Here is a 13,681-nt window from a genome sequence, read left to right as displayed (position 1 = left end):
ATTGCTTATTTTAGGTAACCGTCTGTTTTGAGCTTTTTCAGATCCAGTTTCTGGATACGTTGAATGGGACAGCGCTGGTGCAGGTAAAGGATGGAATCGGTCGCGGCGCTGACCATGTCGCCCATCTTGGTGGTAAAGCCCAGCACTGGCGCGGTGTCGTCGAAAAAGCAGGGGCCTAGTACCGATACCAAATAGGCGTTGCGGGGCGACTCCCAAATAACCACTTGGTTGTTGCTAATAATCCGAAAGTTACTGAAATCGGGGTTAAAAACATCAACGGACTTTTTTGCGGCATAGTTTTCCCAGGGCACTTTTTTTTGCTCCGGGTGGCTGGCACAAGCACCTAGCAACAGGGCACCGGTTATGACTAAAAGCTTGGTTAGGTTGTTCATGGGCTGCTCCATTGATGATAACCGTGTTGTTAGACGCCGATGGCGGCGGCAAGTTGGTCTGGTGCTGTGACTTCCTCAATCTTTACCCGAAATAGGTAGCGGCCATCCTCTTGTGAAAACGCGGATATCGGCGCAGCATAGGGGAGCTGCGAACTCGGGTCCTCCAAGGCGCGCTGGCCAACCGGCCATGTTTCTGTTGTATCTAACATTATCAATTAGTTACCTGTAAAGGTACGGAGCTTGAGCTGCAATGACTGTAGTGAATCCGTGCGTGACCTGTGGTGCTTGCTGCGCCTATTTCCGCGTGTCTTTTTATTGGGCAGAATCGGAGCTGGGGGGCGGTTTAGTGCCGGATGACTTGACCGCCAAGGTCAATGACTTTATGAGTTGCATGAAAGGCACCGAAAGCCGTAAAGGCTGCCGCTGTGTGTCCCTAAGCGGGGATATTGGTAAGGCAACAGCTTGTACTATGTATGAAAAGCGGCCTAGTCCGTGCCGGGAATTCGAGTACTCAGGCTACCTGGGTATTCATAACCCGGACTGTGATAAAGCCCGCGCTTTCCACGGCTTAGCGCCGTTGCCCATTATCATTATTGCCCCGGCCGCCTAATAAAAAAGGCAGCCTTGGCTGCCTTTTTTTAGTCTTCCTGTTCGCTGTTGCTGCGTTTGGGTGCGCCTTTATTTTTCAGGTCGCGGTGGCGAATTTTTTTGCGCTCGCCTTGCTTGGCGTCCTTTTTGGCTTTTTTCTTGGCCAAGGCCTTTTTGGCGCTGGGTTTCAGGCTTTTATCTTTTTTCTTTTTCACAGGCTCTTTAAATTTCGATTTAGGCCGCAGTTCGTCTACCACGCGCACCTTGATAGGGTCACTTTGGTAACGTTCTACCCGGCGCAGCATCGACAAATCGTGCGCTTCCACCAAGTTAATGGCGGTACCTTTGGCACCCGCGCGGCCGGTGCGGCCAATGCGATGCACATAAATATCGGCGGTGCGGGGCATGTCGTAGTTAATGACATGGCTGATGTCGTCGATATGCAGACCGCGGGCGGCGACATCGGTGGCCAGCAGCACCCTTACCTGGCCACTTTTAAAGCGGGCTACGGCGTGGTTGCGTTTGTCTTGTGGCATTTCCCCTTGCAGCCAAACACAAGGCAGTTTTTCACCGGCCAGTTGGTCACGCAGTTCTGCCAGTTTTTCGCGGGTTTTAACAAATACCAGCACCTTTTCGGCTTCCGGGTGACGAAGGTGCGCCAGCAGCAGCTTAAACTTGTGGTTTTTGTCGTCGCAGTAATAAGCCCACTGGTGGATTTTTTTGCGTTCACGCCGGGAAGGGTCTGCACTTAGCTCCACCGGGTCGGTCAGTGCCTTGTCAGCGAATTGCTCCAGATTTTGGCCTTCAAGGGTGGCAGAGAACAGCAAGGTTTGGCGGCGCTGCTCGCATTTTTCCAAAATGCGTTCCATGTCTTTTTGAAAGCCCATTTCCAGCATGCGGTCAGCTTCGTCCAGCACCAGCATTTCAACGGCAATACAGTCAAAAAGCTCTTTTTCGATGTATTCCACCAGGCGGCCAGGGGTGGCAACCACCAGGTCAATTTCACCGGCTAGGGCCTTACCGTGCACCTTGTAATCCACACCGCCAATCACCGAGCCAATACCAATATGGGTGTGCGCGGCCAGTGCCTTGGCGTCGGCTTCCACTTGCAAGGCCAGTTCGCGGGTAGGGGTTAACACCAATACCCGTGGCGGCTCTTTACGCTTTTTTGGATAATCGAGCAGGTGTTGCAGCACGGGCAGCAAAAAGGCCGCCGTTTTGCCGGTGCCGGTCGGGCTCATGGCCAACAGATCATGACCATCCATGGCTGCCGGAATGGCCTGGCTTTGGATGGCAGTCGGTGTCTTAAAGCCCAGTTCATTAACGGCTTCAAGGAGTGCCGGGTCCAGTTCCAGATGTTCAAAAGCCATGGGGTATTCCTCAGGTTGGCCTGCAATACAGACAAAGGGGCGCTGATTTTAGGCAAAGTCGCACTGGGGTACAATCTCGCAGCTATGAGTAAAGGTTTCCAGTTCAAACAATTTTTTGTTGGCCATGACCATTGCGCCATGAAAGTGGGCACCGATGGGGTGCTGTTAGGGCTTTGGGCAACATTACCGAATACAGGCAAGGTGCTGGATATTGGTGCCGGTACTGGCCTGGTGTCGCTAATGCTTGCCCAGCGCGGCCCTTCGCTGACATTTGATGCCGTCGAGCTAGATGCGCCAGCAGCAACACAAGCCAAAGACAACGTTGCCGCCAGTCCCTTCGCTGGGCAAATTGTGGTGCACCAACAAGACATTGCCAATTTTGATGCCGCGCCTTATTCACTGGTGGTGGCTAACCCACCGTTTTTTGTGCCCGATGTGCGCTCACCCAAGGCCCGTCGCGACCAAGCCCGCCATGTGGCCTCGCTACCTCCGAGTCAGTTAGCCCAGCACTGCGCGCGATTAGGTGCCAAGGAAGTGGCAATGGTGCTGCCTTGGCAATATCAGCACTATTGGGCCGAGCCGATGGCAAGCCTTGGTTACCAATTGCAACGCAGCTGCGCTGTTACCTCGGTAGCAGGTAAAGCTGAACCGGTAAGAGTGCTGCTGCAGTGGGGCCGTAACAGTGGTGCCGAATTGCACACCTCGCTTACCTTGCGCGACCAACACGGCCAGTGGACGCCAGCATTTCGTGCACTAGGTAAGGATTTTTACCTTAACTTTTAAACAATGCTTGAGGCACTTACACGAAACGTGATACCCCTTTTGGCCTTTAAATTTTTGACTCTGTTCGGGCTGTAGGGGTTTTGCGTGACCAAAGGGCTAAAAGGCGCTGATATTCTGGCGCTGGGCTTTATGACATTTGCCTTCTTTTTAGGCGCTGGCAACATTATTTTTCCCCCTTTAACCGGGCTTGACGCCGCCAGCGATCTTTTTCCTGCGATCGTCGGCTTTTTGATGACGGCGGTCGGTTTGCCGCTGGTTACCATTGTCGCGGTAGCCATGGCCGGCGGCGGTCTTGAAACCCTGTCAAAAAGTCTCCCAAAAGCGCTGTCGATGGCGCTTTGTGTGGCGGTGTATCTGATCCTAGGGCCGCTTTTTGCCACGCCACGTGCAGGTTTGGTGGCTTATCAGCTAGGGTTAACGCCATTTTTGAATGGGCCAGACTGGTTAACTCAGGCGCTATTTAGCCTTGGCTTTTTTGCCTTGACCTTTTATTTGGCTATTCGCCCCGGCAAGTTATTAAGCGTGGTGGGTAAGTTCATTACGCCGCTGCTGCTATTGCTGCTGGCCGCCGTTGCCGTGATGCTGATTTGTCACCCTATTGGCGCTATTGGCACCTCTAATGCTGCCTGGCACCAGGCACCTTTTGCCAAAGGCTTTTTAAAAGGCTACATGACCATGGACACCTTGGGCGCGCTGCTCTTTGGCCTGGTTATTGTCAATGCCCTTAAAGCCAAAGGTATCGAAGACCGCCAGCTGCAGTTTCGCTACTTGTGCATGGCGGGCACCATTGCGGCGGTAGGTTTGGCGCTGGTTTACATTACGCTGTTTTTTGTTGGGGCAACCTCCGGGCATTTGGTGACTAACCCTAAAGGCGGTGATGAGGTGCTTATTCCCGCCATTGAAGCGCTATTTGGCCCGGCCGGCCTTTATTTGCTGGCCGTGGTTGTGGGCCTTGCCTGCTTAACCACCGCAGTCGGTTTAACCAGCTCTTGCGCCGAATACTTTAATGAAACCTTCGGCTTTAACATGAAGCTGGTGGCACTGCTGGTGTGTATAGGCTCTGCGCTGGTAGCCAACGTTGGCCTTAACCAACTGATCGCCATTTCGGTACCGGTGCTGATGTTTATCTATCCGGTGGCCATTGCCCTGGTGGCATTGCGGCTCTTTGCTGGCCTTGTTGGCGAAAAGCGCTGGGGCCAGCAGTTGGTGCTGGGCGTTACCGCCTTTTTTGCGCTGTTTGATGGTTTAAAAGCGGCCAAGATACCGGTGCCAGAGGCGTGGCTGGCACATCTGCCACTGTTTGACGCGGGCCTTGGCTGGCTTACCCCGGCGCTGCTGGCGCTGCTATTGATGGCGATGCTAAAAAGGGCCGAGCAGGTACGTGAAGAAGTCTTGGAATAATAAAAACCCCGGCATCTGCCGGGGTTTTTGTTGGTGCGGTTTAGCCACTAATTAAGGTGGCGTATTGCTCCAGAATTTGTACGCACCAGCTTTGTATTCTCTCGTCGGTGAGTTTCCACTGGTTATCGTCATCCAAGGCCAGGCCAACAAAGCTGTCGCCTTCGGCATTTAACGCCTTTGATGCGTCAAAATCGTAGCCCTGGTTAGGCCAGGCCCCAATAAACTGCACCTCATGGCTGGCCAGTTTGTCTTTTAGCATGCCCATGGCATCCAAGAACCATTCGCCGTAGCCGAGCTGATCGCCCATGCCATATAGGGCCACAACCTTACCGCCCAGTTCGGCGCTGTCGAGGGCGTCCCACTGTTCTTCCCAGTCTTCTTGCAGCTGGCCAAAGTCCCAGGTGGGAATGCCCAAAATCAACAAATCGTAGTCGGCCATTAAAGCCACGGGTACATCACGAAGGTTATTGAGTTCCACCAGCTCCTCGCCGATGACGTCGCGGATCTTTTCTGCGACTATTTCGGTATGGCAGTTGGTGGAGCCGTAAAAAAGGCCAATTCGCATGACTAATTCAGACAACAAAAGCGGTGGCGGCAGCTTAGCAGAATATCAGCCTTTTCTCGATCATCTGCTGCTGGTTGAGCGCTTATCCGAACGCACCATTGAAAGCTATGGCCGCGATTTAAAAGCCCTGGCCCAGTGGGCCCAAGGGCAGCGGCGTGATTTTAAGCTGTTAAGCAGCGACGATCTTCGTGACTTTTTAGACTGGCGCCACCAGCAACATTACAAAGCCTCTTCTACCGCCAGGCTGCTAACCGCCGCCAAGCGTTATTACGGCTATTTACTGATGGAAAAGACCCGCGTTGACGACCCCACAGCGCCGCTATTGCGGCCACGGCTAACCAGGCCATTGCCGAAAACCTTGTCGGAAGCCGATGTGGATGTATTACTTAACGCCCCCAATATTGAAGAGCCCCTTGGCCTTCGCGACAAAGCGATGCTGGAGCTGTTATATGCCGCCGGGCTACGTATTAGCGAGCTAACCGGCCTTACCCGCGACTGCGTTAACTTGCGCCAAGGCTTGGTGCGGGTTATCGGTAAGGGCGATAAAGAGCGCATTGTGCCCATGGGGGAAGAAGCGCTGTATTGGCTGGACCAATACCTCAAATATGGCCGCCCGGCCTTAATTAGCGACGGCGATGTGTTGTTTCCCTCCCAGCGTGGCCAGCAGATGACCCGGCAAACGTTTTGGCACCGCATCAAGCGCTATGCCTTGGAAGCCGGGCTTAAAAGTGACCTTTCCCCGCATACGGTGCGTCATGCCTTTGCCACCCATTTGGTGAACCACGGCGCCGATTTACGGGTGGTGCAAATGCTGCTGGGCCATAGCGATTTATCCACCACCCAAATTTATACCCATGTTGCCCGGGAACGGTTAAAGCAGTTCCACGGCCAGCATCACCCTCGCGGTTAACAGAATGTTGTTAAAGTGCTTTGCTGTTTCTACGCTTTAGGCTTTGCCGTCTTAATTGCGAAGGAAAAGAGCATGCACAGGGTAAAAATGGGCCTTGCAGCGCTGGCGCTAGTTAGCCTTTTGGCACAAGGCTCAGAGGCCGATATTAAAACCCGGTTAGAAGCCAAACTTGGGGTAACGGTCGACAGCATTCAACCGTCGCCGGTACCGGGGCTTTACGAAGTGGTGGCCAGTAACAATATTCTTTATGCCTCAGCAGATGGCCAATATCTGTTCTCTGGCAGTCTTTACAGCCTCAAAGGGGATGAGCCGCAAAGCCTGACTGACCAGCAGCTTGGCAAGGTGCGCCTTGCGGCGTTAAAACCTTATGAAGCCTCCATGATTGTCTTTAAAGCCCCTGAGCAAAAACACGTGGTTACCGTCTTTACCGACACCGACTGCGGCTATTGCCAGCGCCTGCATGCCCATATGCAGCAATACAACGATTTAGGGATCACCATTCGTTATTTGGCGTTCCCAAGGGGCGGTTTGCAATCGGCGGCCGCCGCCGAGCTCGAAGCGGTGTGGTGCGCCAAAGACCAACAACAAGCGATGAATTTAGCCAAGCACCGTAAAAACCTGCCCAAGGCCAGCTGCATTAATGATCCGGTGGCGCAGCACTACCAGCTGGGGCGTTCTTTTAATGTGTCGGGCACGCCAGCGCTTATTTTGGATGACGGCACCATGATAAACGGCTATCTGCCGCCCGAGCGTCTGGCAAGCGCTCTGGAAAGTCATTAGACTGGAGCCATTACAGCATTTAATAACGGCGGCGAAAGCCGCCTTTTTTGTCCATGCCCAAGATCACCCGACGCCCTCACGTTACCGACTTACCCGACTGGCCACTGCCGGCGCTGTTAAAACGCATCTATTTAAGCCGCGGTGTCACTGAATTTTGTGAACTGGAAAAAAGTGCCAAAGGCTTGGCGCCTTACCAGGCGCTTAAAGGCATGGACCAAGCGGTGGCGCTGTTAAGCCGCGCCCTAAAGGCGCAAAAGCGGCTGTTGATTGTTGGCGACTTTGACGCCGACGGCGCCACCAGCTCGGCGCTGTGTATCCTGGCGCTACGCATGCTGGGGGCCCAGCAGGTGGATTTTCTGGTGCCTAACCGCTTTGAGTACGGTTATGGCCTTTCGCCGGAAATTGTTGAAGTAGCGGTGGCACGCGGCGCCGAGATGATCATTACCGTTGATAACGGCGTGTCATCCATTGCCGGGGTGGCGGCGGCCAAAGCGGCAGGCCTTGAAGTGCTGGTTACCGACCACCATTTACCCGGTGACCAGTTGCCTGCCGCCGACGCCATGGTAAACCCCAATTTGGAAGGCTGCGCCTTTCCGTCAAAGGCTTTGGCTGGGGTTGGGGTGGCGTTTTATCTGATGCTGGCGCTAAGGGCCAAGCTGCGCAGCGACGGTTATTTTGACAGCCGCCCCGAGCCGAACCTTGCTGAGCTTTTAGACATTGTTGCCCTTGGCACTGTTGCTGACGTGGTGCCCCTTGACGGTAACAACCGCATTTTGGTGCACCAGGGCTTAAACCGTATTCGTGCCAAGCATTGCCGGCCCGGTATTTTGGCGCTCTGCGAAGTGGCAGGGCGCGAGCCCCGGCGTTTGGCGGCCAGCGACTTAGGGTTTTTCTTGGGGCCGCGCATTAATGCCGCCGGCCGGCTGGATGATATGTCGCTGGGGGTAAGCCTGTTGGTAACCGATGACTATCACCAAGCCAGGCTTATTGCCGCCCAGCTCGATAGCCTGAACCGTGAACGCCGGGAAATTGAAAGCTCAATGCAGCAAGAAGCTTTAGCCGAGCTTGCCAAAATCGACATTGCTCAAGCCCCGGCCGGTATTGCCCTTTACCGTGAAGATTGGCACCAAGGGGTGATAGGCATTCTGGCCTCACGTATCAAAGAGCGCTTTTACCGGCCGGTATTTGCTTTTGCACCGGCCAGCGACACCGAACTTAAAGGCTCTGGCCGCTCCATTCCCGGCCTGCATCTTCGTGATTTGTTGGATGTTATTGATACCCAAAACCCTGGGCTTATTCTCAAGTTTGGCGGCCATGCCATGGCGGCAGGTTTATCGATTCGCCCTGACGATTTCGCCCGCTTTAATGCCGCTTTTGTGGCGGCGGCCGAAACGGCCCTTGAGCCGCACATGCTAACCGGCGAAATTTTAAGTGACGGCGAGTTGCTGCCTAACGAATTTACCTTGGCAACCGCGCAGCTACTGCGTGACGGCGGCCCTTGGGGCCAGGCCTTTGGTGAACCGGTATTTGATGGCCACTTTAAAGTGGTGAGCCAACGCATTGTTGGCCAAAAGCACCTAAAACTGGTGCTCAGTCCCGGCGGCCGCGAACCGCTGATTGATGCCATTCACTTTAATGCCGATCTCGATACCTGGCCCAATCCGGCCATTGAATGGGCCCACGCTGCCTACAAACTGGACATAAACGAATATAAAGGCCGCCAGTCGGTACAATTACTGGTGGATCATATCGAGCCGGCCTAGGAACTTGGGGTAGAAATAGGCTAAAATTCTGCCTCTTTTTCGGCGGCTGACACAGAGACACAACGCCCATGTTTGAAACCAATGCAATTAAAACCCAAGTACAGGACCTGTCTGAGCGGACAGAGGTTCTTAGGGGGTACCTTTGACTATGACGCCAAGAAAGAGCGTCTAGAAGAGGTTAATGCCGAGCTCGAACAACCCGATGTTTGGAACGAGCCGGAAAAAGCCCAAGCGCTGGGTAAAGAGCGTGCCGCGCTGGAAATGGTGGTTGAAACCATCGACACCATGAACCGAGGCCTGGAAGACGTAATGGGTCTTTTGGAGCTGGCGGTTGAAGCCGAAGACGAAGACACCTTCAACGAAATTCAGCCCGAACTCGACGAGCTGGCCAAAAAGCTTGAAGCCCTGGAGTTTCGCCGCATGTTCTCCGGCGAAATGGATGCCAGTAACGCTTACATGGATATCCAGGCCGGCTCTGGCGGTACCGAAGCCCAAGACTGGGCCAACATGATGCTGCGCATGTACTTGCGCTGGGCCGAGTCCCACGGCTTTAAGGCCGACATTGTGGAACTGTCGGAAGGGGAAGTGGCCGGTATTAAATCGGCAACGGTGCACATTCAAGGCGACTACGCCTTTGGTTGGCTGCGCACCGAAATTGGCGTGCACCGCCTGGTACGTAAGTCACCCTTTGACTCCGGTGGCCGTCGCCATACCTCGTTTTCCTCCGTGTTTTTGTCGCCGGAAGTGGACGACAACGTGGATATCGAGATCAACCCGGCAGACCTGCGTATCGACGTATACCGCTCGTCCGGTGCCGGTGGTCAGCACGTTAACAAAACCGAATCTGCGGTGCGTATTACCCACTTGCCTACCAATACAGTGGTAGCCTGTCAGCAAGGCCGGTCACAGCACCAAAACAAGGACTACGCCATGAAACAGCTCAAGGCCAAGCTTTATGAGCTGGAAATGCAAAAGCGCATGGCGGAACAGCAAAAGCTGGAAGAGTCCAAGTCAGATATCGGTTGGGGCAGCCAAATTCGCTCCTACGTGCTGGACGACTCGCGCATTAAAGACTTGCGCACCGGCGTGGAAACCCGCAACACCCAAGCGGTGCTTGACGGCGACCTGGACCGTTTTATCGAAGCCAGCCTTAAGGCCGGTTTGTAATTTTCAGAGCGGGGCGCACCGCGCCCCTATCCCTTACTCAGTGGTTTAAATGTCATGACCGAACAAAACCAAACCCCGGAAGTCGACCTCAACGAACAGCTTAAAGTGCGTAAAGAAAAGCTTGATGCACTGCGCGCCAAAGGCGTGGCCTTCCCGAACGGCTTTCGAAAGGACAGCAACGCCGCTGACCTGCAGGCCAAGTATGGTGAAGCCACCAAGGAAGCGCTGGCTGAAGCCGAGCCGGTACGGGTTAAGGTTGCAGGCCGGATCATGACCCGCCGCATCATGGGTAAGGCAAGCTTTGCCACCATTCAGGACGGTAGCGGCAAAATTCAAATCTACGTGGCCCGCGACAACCTGCCCGAAGGCTTCTACAACGAAGAATTCAAAAAGTGGGACCTGGGCGACATCGTTGGCGTTGAAGGTTTTCTTTTTAAAACCAACACCGGCGAGCTGTCTGTGCACGTTGAAGGTATTGAGCTGCTGACCAAAGCGCTGCGCCCGCTGCCAGATAAATTCCATGGCCTGGCCGATATGGAAACCCGCTATCGCCAGCGTTACCTGGACTTGATTGCCAACGAAGAGTCTCGCCAAACCTTCGTTAACCGCTCCAAAATCGTCAACGCTATTCGTAGCTTTATGACCAGCCACGATTTCTTGGAAGTGGAAACACCGATGATGCACACCATTCCTGGTGGCGCCTCGGCCAAACCGTTTATGACCCACCACAATGCGCTGGATATGGAACTGTTCTTGCGTATCGCCCCTGAGCTTTACCTCAAGCGTTTGGTGGTGGGCGGCTTTGAGAAAGTCTTCGAAGTGAACCGTAACTTCCGTAATGAAGGGCTTTCTACCCGCCACAACCCAGAATTCACCATGATGGAGTTCTACTGGGCATACGCGGACTACCACGACCTGATGGATTTCACCGAGCAGATGCTGCGCACCGTTACCCAAGAGGTGCTGAGCACAACGGCCTTTCATAGCCAAGGTGTTGATTACGACTTTGCCAAGCCGTTTGAGCGCCTGACGATGCCCGAAGCCATCATGAAGTTCCGCCCGGACATTACTGCTGACGACCTAAAAGACTTTGATAAGGCTAAAGCCATTGCCGAGTCTCTGGGCATGAAAATCAGCAAAACCGACGGCCTGGGCAAACTGCAAACCTACATCTTTGAAGAAGTCGCGGAAGCCAACCTTATCCAGCCCACCTTCATTACCGCTTACCCGGCAGAAGTGAGCCCACTGGCCCGCCGTAACGATGAAGACCCCTTCATCACCGACCGCTTCGAGTTTTTCGTTGGTGGCCGCGAATTGGCGAACGGTTTTAGCGAGCTTAACGACGCAGAAGACCAGGCTGAGCGTTTCCGTTCACAGGTTGAAGCCAAAGACGCCGGTGATGAAGAAGCCATGTTTTATGATGCCGACTACGTTACCGCCCTTGAACACGGCATGCCGCCAACGGCTGGCCAAGGTATCGGCATCGACCGCCTGGTAATGCTGCTTACCGACAGCGCCTCTATCCGTGACGTATTGCTGTTCCCGCATATGCGCCACAAGTAAGCGATTGCTTTTAATAATAAAAAAGCCCCGAAAGGGGCTTTTTTATTGCCATGAAACGCTACGGCCAAGGTATGCTGTCGTTCGCGCTAGCCCAAAGCCAAGGGGTAGACGCCGCGCCGTTAAAGGAGATTGGCTATGGTTTGGTTTTTCTACCTCATCATTTTCCCTGTTGCTTGGGTTTTGTGGTGGTTTTCACGCAAATACAGCTTTGCAGAAAAAATCGTGTTACTGGTGGCGCTGCCCATCGTTTTGATGGTTGAGTCCCTGCGTCAGCTTTTCAAAAAAGCCTTAGCCTATCCCCGATATATAAGAGCACGCCGCCGATACAACCGTGCCCTCGAAAAGGGCGACCCTCTGGATGACCTTTTTCGCAAGGATATTGCTGCAGAGCCCCACAGCCGTTCAGACGGCGATGATTCAACACCCTAATGTTGTGCGCCAATGACGAGGCTAAATGGCTGATAAGCACTCACATCAACAGCAGAAATTCGATAACATAGGCAAATAGGTTTTTATTGTTTTTAATTTGCCATATTGTTCAAAAGGACATGGATTGTGAGAAGGTTTTTGGCCTTTGCCGTTGTCACGCTGCTCAGTGCTTGCAGCCAAACCCTACCCGAAGTCAATGCTCAAAAACTCACCAACGACTTTAACCAGCTAAAAAGCCAGCCGCTAACGCCAGCACCGGCACTAAACAAGGCTGAATATTTGCAGGCCGAAAACCATAAACAGCCATGTCGGGTTGTGGTGACTGGCCTGTCGGCTAAGGTCAACCATGCCAAATGGTTTGGGCAGTGTAAAAAAGGCTATGCCAGTGGCCTGGGGGTGACAGAGCTCGTTATCGGCCAGTACCACAGTTACGATCTGGAAGCTTACAGTGCCCCGGGTAAATCAATAACGTATTGGCACTATGACACCGAACATCACCTGCTTTTTGTTGGCCGGGAAGCTCCTCTTTACCGTTCCGGGCGGCAAATGGAATTAAGCTTGGACGCCAATGGCTTTTATAGCCTCTATGACGGTTATCTTTTTGTCGACAAAGAAAAAAATGCAGTTTACGAAGGTCAGGTAAATGCATTGCTTGGCACACAGCGGTTGTTGCACCGCTATGCAAATGGCACCACCTTTGTTGGGGAAGTGAGTCACGATACCACGCTAAATACTGCTATGGGGTTTATGGTACTTGCTGGCGGTAAGCCCGTCTTTTTAGCGCAAAAGCTGCGTAACGGCAGCGTGGTCGCCATGGAGAATGGCCAAGCCAAAGATGCCCATGCCATTGTGCCTTACATTACAAAAGAGGCGCAGCAAGCCGAGCAGTATTTGCCGATCAGTGAAAATGACTTCGCTGAGGGCTTTGCCCAATATCAGCTGGCCAGTGCCAAACTCTGTAAAAGCCATGAGCGTGAACTTGCTGAGTTTTGCGCCACCAATCCTTATGCTGCCTTTAGTGACGAGTTTCGAAAAACCGCGCAATTTGTTGCTAAGGCTCGGTTAGAGCGGCAAGCGCAAATACGCCAACAACAGATGGTGGCGCAAATACAGCAACAGCAGCAATATCAGGCCTGGTCTAACGCCATGAACAACCTGAATCAGGTTAGCCAAAACATGGCCCTTAAAGCGCAGCAAAGTGTCAGTAAGATGTCGCTGCCAAACCCGGTTATTCAGCGCCCCAATAGCGTGAATATCTACACCTGCCAGAATGTGTCTAACTGGACGTATTGTCGGCAGCAGCGTTAAAGCTGATAGAGTAGGGCAGATGAAAAGTACCCTGAATTGGAGGGTTTTATGACTGCACCAACCGAGAAAGCCATTCTGGCAGGCGGTTGTTTCTGGGGCATGCAGGATTTAATTCGCCGCTACCCCGGTGTTATTTCGACACGGGTGGGTTATAGCGGCGGTGATGTGCCTAACGCCACTTATCGTAACCACGGCAGCCATGCCGAAGCCATTGAAATCATTTTTGACCCGGCGGTCATTAGCTATCGCAAAATTTTGGAATTTTTCTTCCAAATTCATGACCCCAGCACGACAAACCGTCAGGGTAATGACATCGGCACCAGCTACCGTTCGGCCATTTTCTATGTTGATGAGGCGCAAAAAGCCGTTGCCGAAGACACCATTGCCGACGTGGATGCCTCAGGCCTTTGGCCCGGTAAGGTCGTTACCGAACTGGCCCCTGCCGGTGACTTTTGGGAAGCTGAACCCGAGCATCAGGACTATTTGGAACGTCTGCCTAATGGCTATACCTGCCATTTTATTCGACCTGATTGGGTGTTGCCGAAAAGGGGTCAGTGAGTGGTTGGCGCCGTATAGGAAAGAAAAAGCCCCATTGAGGGGCTTTTTCTTTTTGGGGTAAGCATTGGTGACGTGAGCGATACGGTTTTCAAGATGTTTTATAA

The 13,681-nt window shown here is 53.3% G+C and carries 14 protein-coding genes; 11 read left to right on the top strand and 3 right to left on the bottom strand.

Annotated features, from left to right (window positions below):
- Positions 1–5 precede the first annotated feature (5 nt).
- Positions 6–392: a DUF6491 family protein gene (locus DW350_RS14665; protein ID WP_115719649.1), complete on the bottom strand. Its 387-nt coding sequence runs from the start codon at positions 390–392 to the stop codon at positions 6–8.
- Positions 393–642: 250 nt separating this feature from the next.
- Between DW350_RS14665 and DW350_RS14655 the strand changes: the two genes are divergently transcribed.
- Positions 643–1,002, top strand: coding sequence for a YkgJ family cysteine cluster protein (locus DW350_RS14655; RefSeq protein ID WP_115719647.1), 360 nt, complete (start codon positions 643–645; stop codon positions 1,000–1,002).
- Between the two features lie 28 nt (positions 1,003–1,030).
- On the opposite strand, the gene srmB is transcribed toward DW350_RS14655, so the two are convergent.
- Entirely contained in the window at positions 1,031–2,350 is a 1,320-nt protein-coding gene (gene srmB / locus DW350_RS14650) for an ATP-dependent RNA helicase SrmB (RefSeq protein WP_115719646.1), read from the bottom strand.
- Between the two features lie 84 nt (positions 2,351–2,434).
- Here srmB and DW350_RS14645 point away from each other — a divergent pair, with 84 nt between their 5' ends.
- Together DW350_RS14645 and brnQ are read left to right on the top strand one after the other, a co-directional pair.
- Entirely contained in the window at positions 2,435–3,133 is a 699-nt protein-coding gene (locus tag DW350_RS14645; protein WP_192954697.1) for a tRNA1(Val) (adenine(37)-N6)-methyltransferase, read from the top strand.
- Positions 3,134–3,217: 84 nt separating this feature from the next.
- Positions 3,218–4,534 (top strand): branched-chain amino acid transport system II carrier protein, encoded by a 1,317-nt coding sequence (gene brnQ / locus DW350_RS14640; RefSeq protein ID WP_115719645.1) that lies wholly within the window; start codon positions 3,218–3,220, stop codon positions 4,532–4,534.
- A 40-nt stretch (positions 4,535–4,574) separates the two neighbouring features.
- Here the strand turns inward: brnQ and fldB are convergent, their stop codons facing one another.
- Positions 4,575–5,099, bottom strand: coding sequence for a flavodoxin FldB (gene fldB, locus DW350_RS14635; RefSeq protein WP_115719644.1), 525 nt, complete (start codon positions 5,097–5,099; stop codon positions 4,575–4,577).
- Here fldB and xerD point away from each other — a divergent pair.
- The 8 genes from xerD to msrA all read left to right on the top strand — a co-directional run bounded on the left by xerD (position 5,098) and on the right by msrA (position 13,577).
- Positions 5,098–6,009, top strand: coding sequence for a site-specific tyrosine recombinase XerD (gene xerD / locus DW350_RS14630; protein ID WP_115719643.1), 912 nt, complete (start codon positions 5,098–5,100; stop codon positions 6,007–6,009). The two genes, fldB and xerD, sit on opposite strands and share 2 nt — an antisense overlap.
- A 72-nt stretch (positions 6,010–6,081) precedes the next feature.
- A complete protein-coding gene (gene dsbC / locus DW350_RS14625) occupies positions 6,082–6,789 on the top strand; it encodes a bifunctional protein-disulfide isomerase/oxidoreductase DsbC (RefSeq protein WP_115719642.1) in 708 nt (235 codons plus the stop codon).
- Between the two features lie 53 nt (positions 6,790–6,842).
- Positions 6,843–8,552 (top strand): single-stranded-DNA-specific exonuclease RecJ, encoded by a 1,710-nt coding sequence (gene recJ, locus DW350_RS14620; protein ID WP_115719641.1) that lies wholly within the window; start codon positions 6,843–6,845, stop codon positions 8,550–8,552.
- A 68-nt stretch (positions 8,553–8,620) separates the two neighbouring features.
- Positions 8,621–9,719, top strand: a protein-coding gene (gene prfB / locus DW350_RS14615; RefSeq protein WP_115719640.1) for a peptide chain release factor 2 whose coding sequence is annotated in 2 segments (ribosomal slippage) — positions 8,621–8,695 and positions 8,697–9,719 — 1,098 coding nt in all. Because the reading frame shifts where the segments join, the coding sequence is not laid out codon by codon here.
- A 54-nt stretch (positions 9,720–9,773) separates the two neighbouring features.
- Complete coding sequence (lysS, locus tag DW350_RS14610; protein ID WP_115719639.1) at positions 9,774–11,282, top strand: lysine--tRNA ligase; 1,509 nt, start codon at positions 9,774–9,776, stop codon at positions 11,280–11,282.
- A gap of 135 nt (positions 11,283–11,417) precedes the next feature.
- Positions 11,418–11,711, top strand: coding sequence for a hypothetical protein (locus DW350_RS14605; protein ID WP_115719638.1), 294 nt, complete (start codon positions 11,418–11,420; stop codon positions 11,709–11,711).
- A gap of 126 nt (positions 11,712–11,837) precedes the next feature.
- Complete coding sequence (locus tag DW350_RS14600) at positions 11,838–13,019, top strand: hypothetical protein (RefSeq protein WP_115719637.1); 1,182 nt, start codon at positions 11,838–11,840, stop codon at positions 13,017–13,019.
- Between the two features lie 48 nt (positions 13,020–13,067).
- Positions 13,068–13,577 (top strand): peptide-methionine (S)-S-oxide reductase MsrA, encoded by a 510-nt coding sequence (msrA, locus tag DW350_RS14595; RefSeq protein WP_115719636.1) that lies wholly within the window; start codon positions 13,068–13,070, stop codon positions 13,575–13,577.
- Positions 13,578–13,681: the final 104 nt, after the last annotated feature.

This window comes from Gallaecimonas mangrovi, from assembly GCF_003367375.1.
Taxonomy (GTDB): Bacteria; Pseudomonadota; Gammaproteobacteria; order Enterobacterales; family Gallaecimonadaceae; genus Gallaecimonas; species Gallaecimonas mangrovi.
Note: the sequence above shows the minus strand (reverse complement) of the source record. Positions and strands in the feature narration are given on the sequence as shown.

Bases quoted from the DNA above. Each gene is read 5' to 3' on its own strand.
- DW350_RS14665 (WP_115719649.1), bottom strand. From the start codon at position 392: ATGAACAACCTAACCAAGCTTTTAGTCATAACCGGTGCCCTGTTGCTA.
- DW350_RS14655 (WP_115719647.1), top strand. From the start codon at position 643: ATGACTGTAGTGAATCCGTGCGTGACCTGTGGTGCTTGCTGCGCCTAT.
- srmB (WP_115719646.1), bottom strand. From the start codon at position 2,350: ATGGCTTTTGAACATCTGGAACTGGACCCGGCACTCCTTGAAGCCGTT.
- DW350_RS14645 (WP_192954697.1), top strand. From the start codon at position 2,435: ATGAGTAAAGGTTTCCAGTTCAAACAATTTTTTGTTGGCCATGACCAT.
- xerD (WP_115719643.1), top strand. From the start codon at position 5,098: ATGACTAATTCAGACAACAAAAGCGGTGGCGGCAGCTTAGCAGAATAT.
- fldB (WP_115719644.1), bottom strand. From the start codon at position 5,099: ATGCGAATTGGCCTTTTTTACGGCTCCACCAACTGCCATACCGAAATA.
- dsbC (WP_115719642.1), top strand. From the start codon at position 6,082: ATGCACAGGGTAAAAATGGGCCTTGCAGCGCTGGCGCTAGTTAGCCTT.
- recJ (WP_115719641.1), top strand. From the start codon at position 6,843: ATGCCCAAGATCACCCGACGCCCTCACGTTACCGACTTACCCGACTGG.
- lysS (WP_115719639.1), top strand. From the start codon at position 9,774: ATGACCGAACAAAACCAAACCCCGGAAGTCGACCTCAACGAACAGCTT.
- DW350_RS14605 (WP_115719638.1), top strand. From the start codon at position 11,418: ATGGTTTGGTTTTTCTACCTCATCATTTTCCCTGTTGCTTGGGTTTTG.
- msrA (WP_115719636.1), top strand. From the start codon at position 13,068: ATGACTGCACCAACCGAGAAAGCCATTCTGGCAGGCGGTTGTTTCTGG.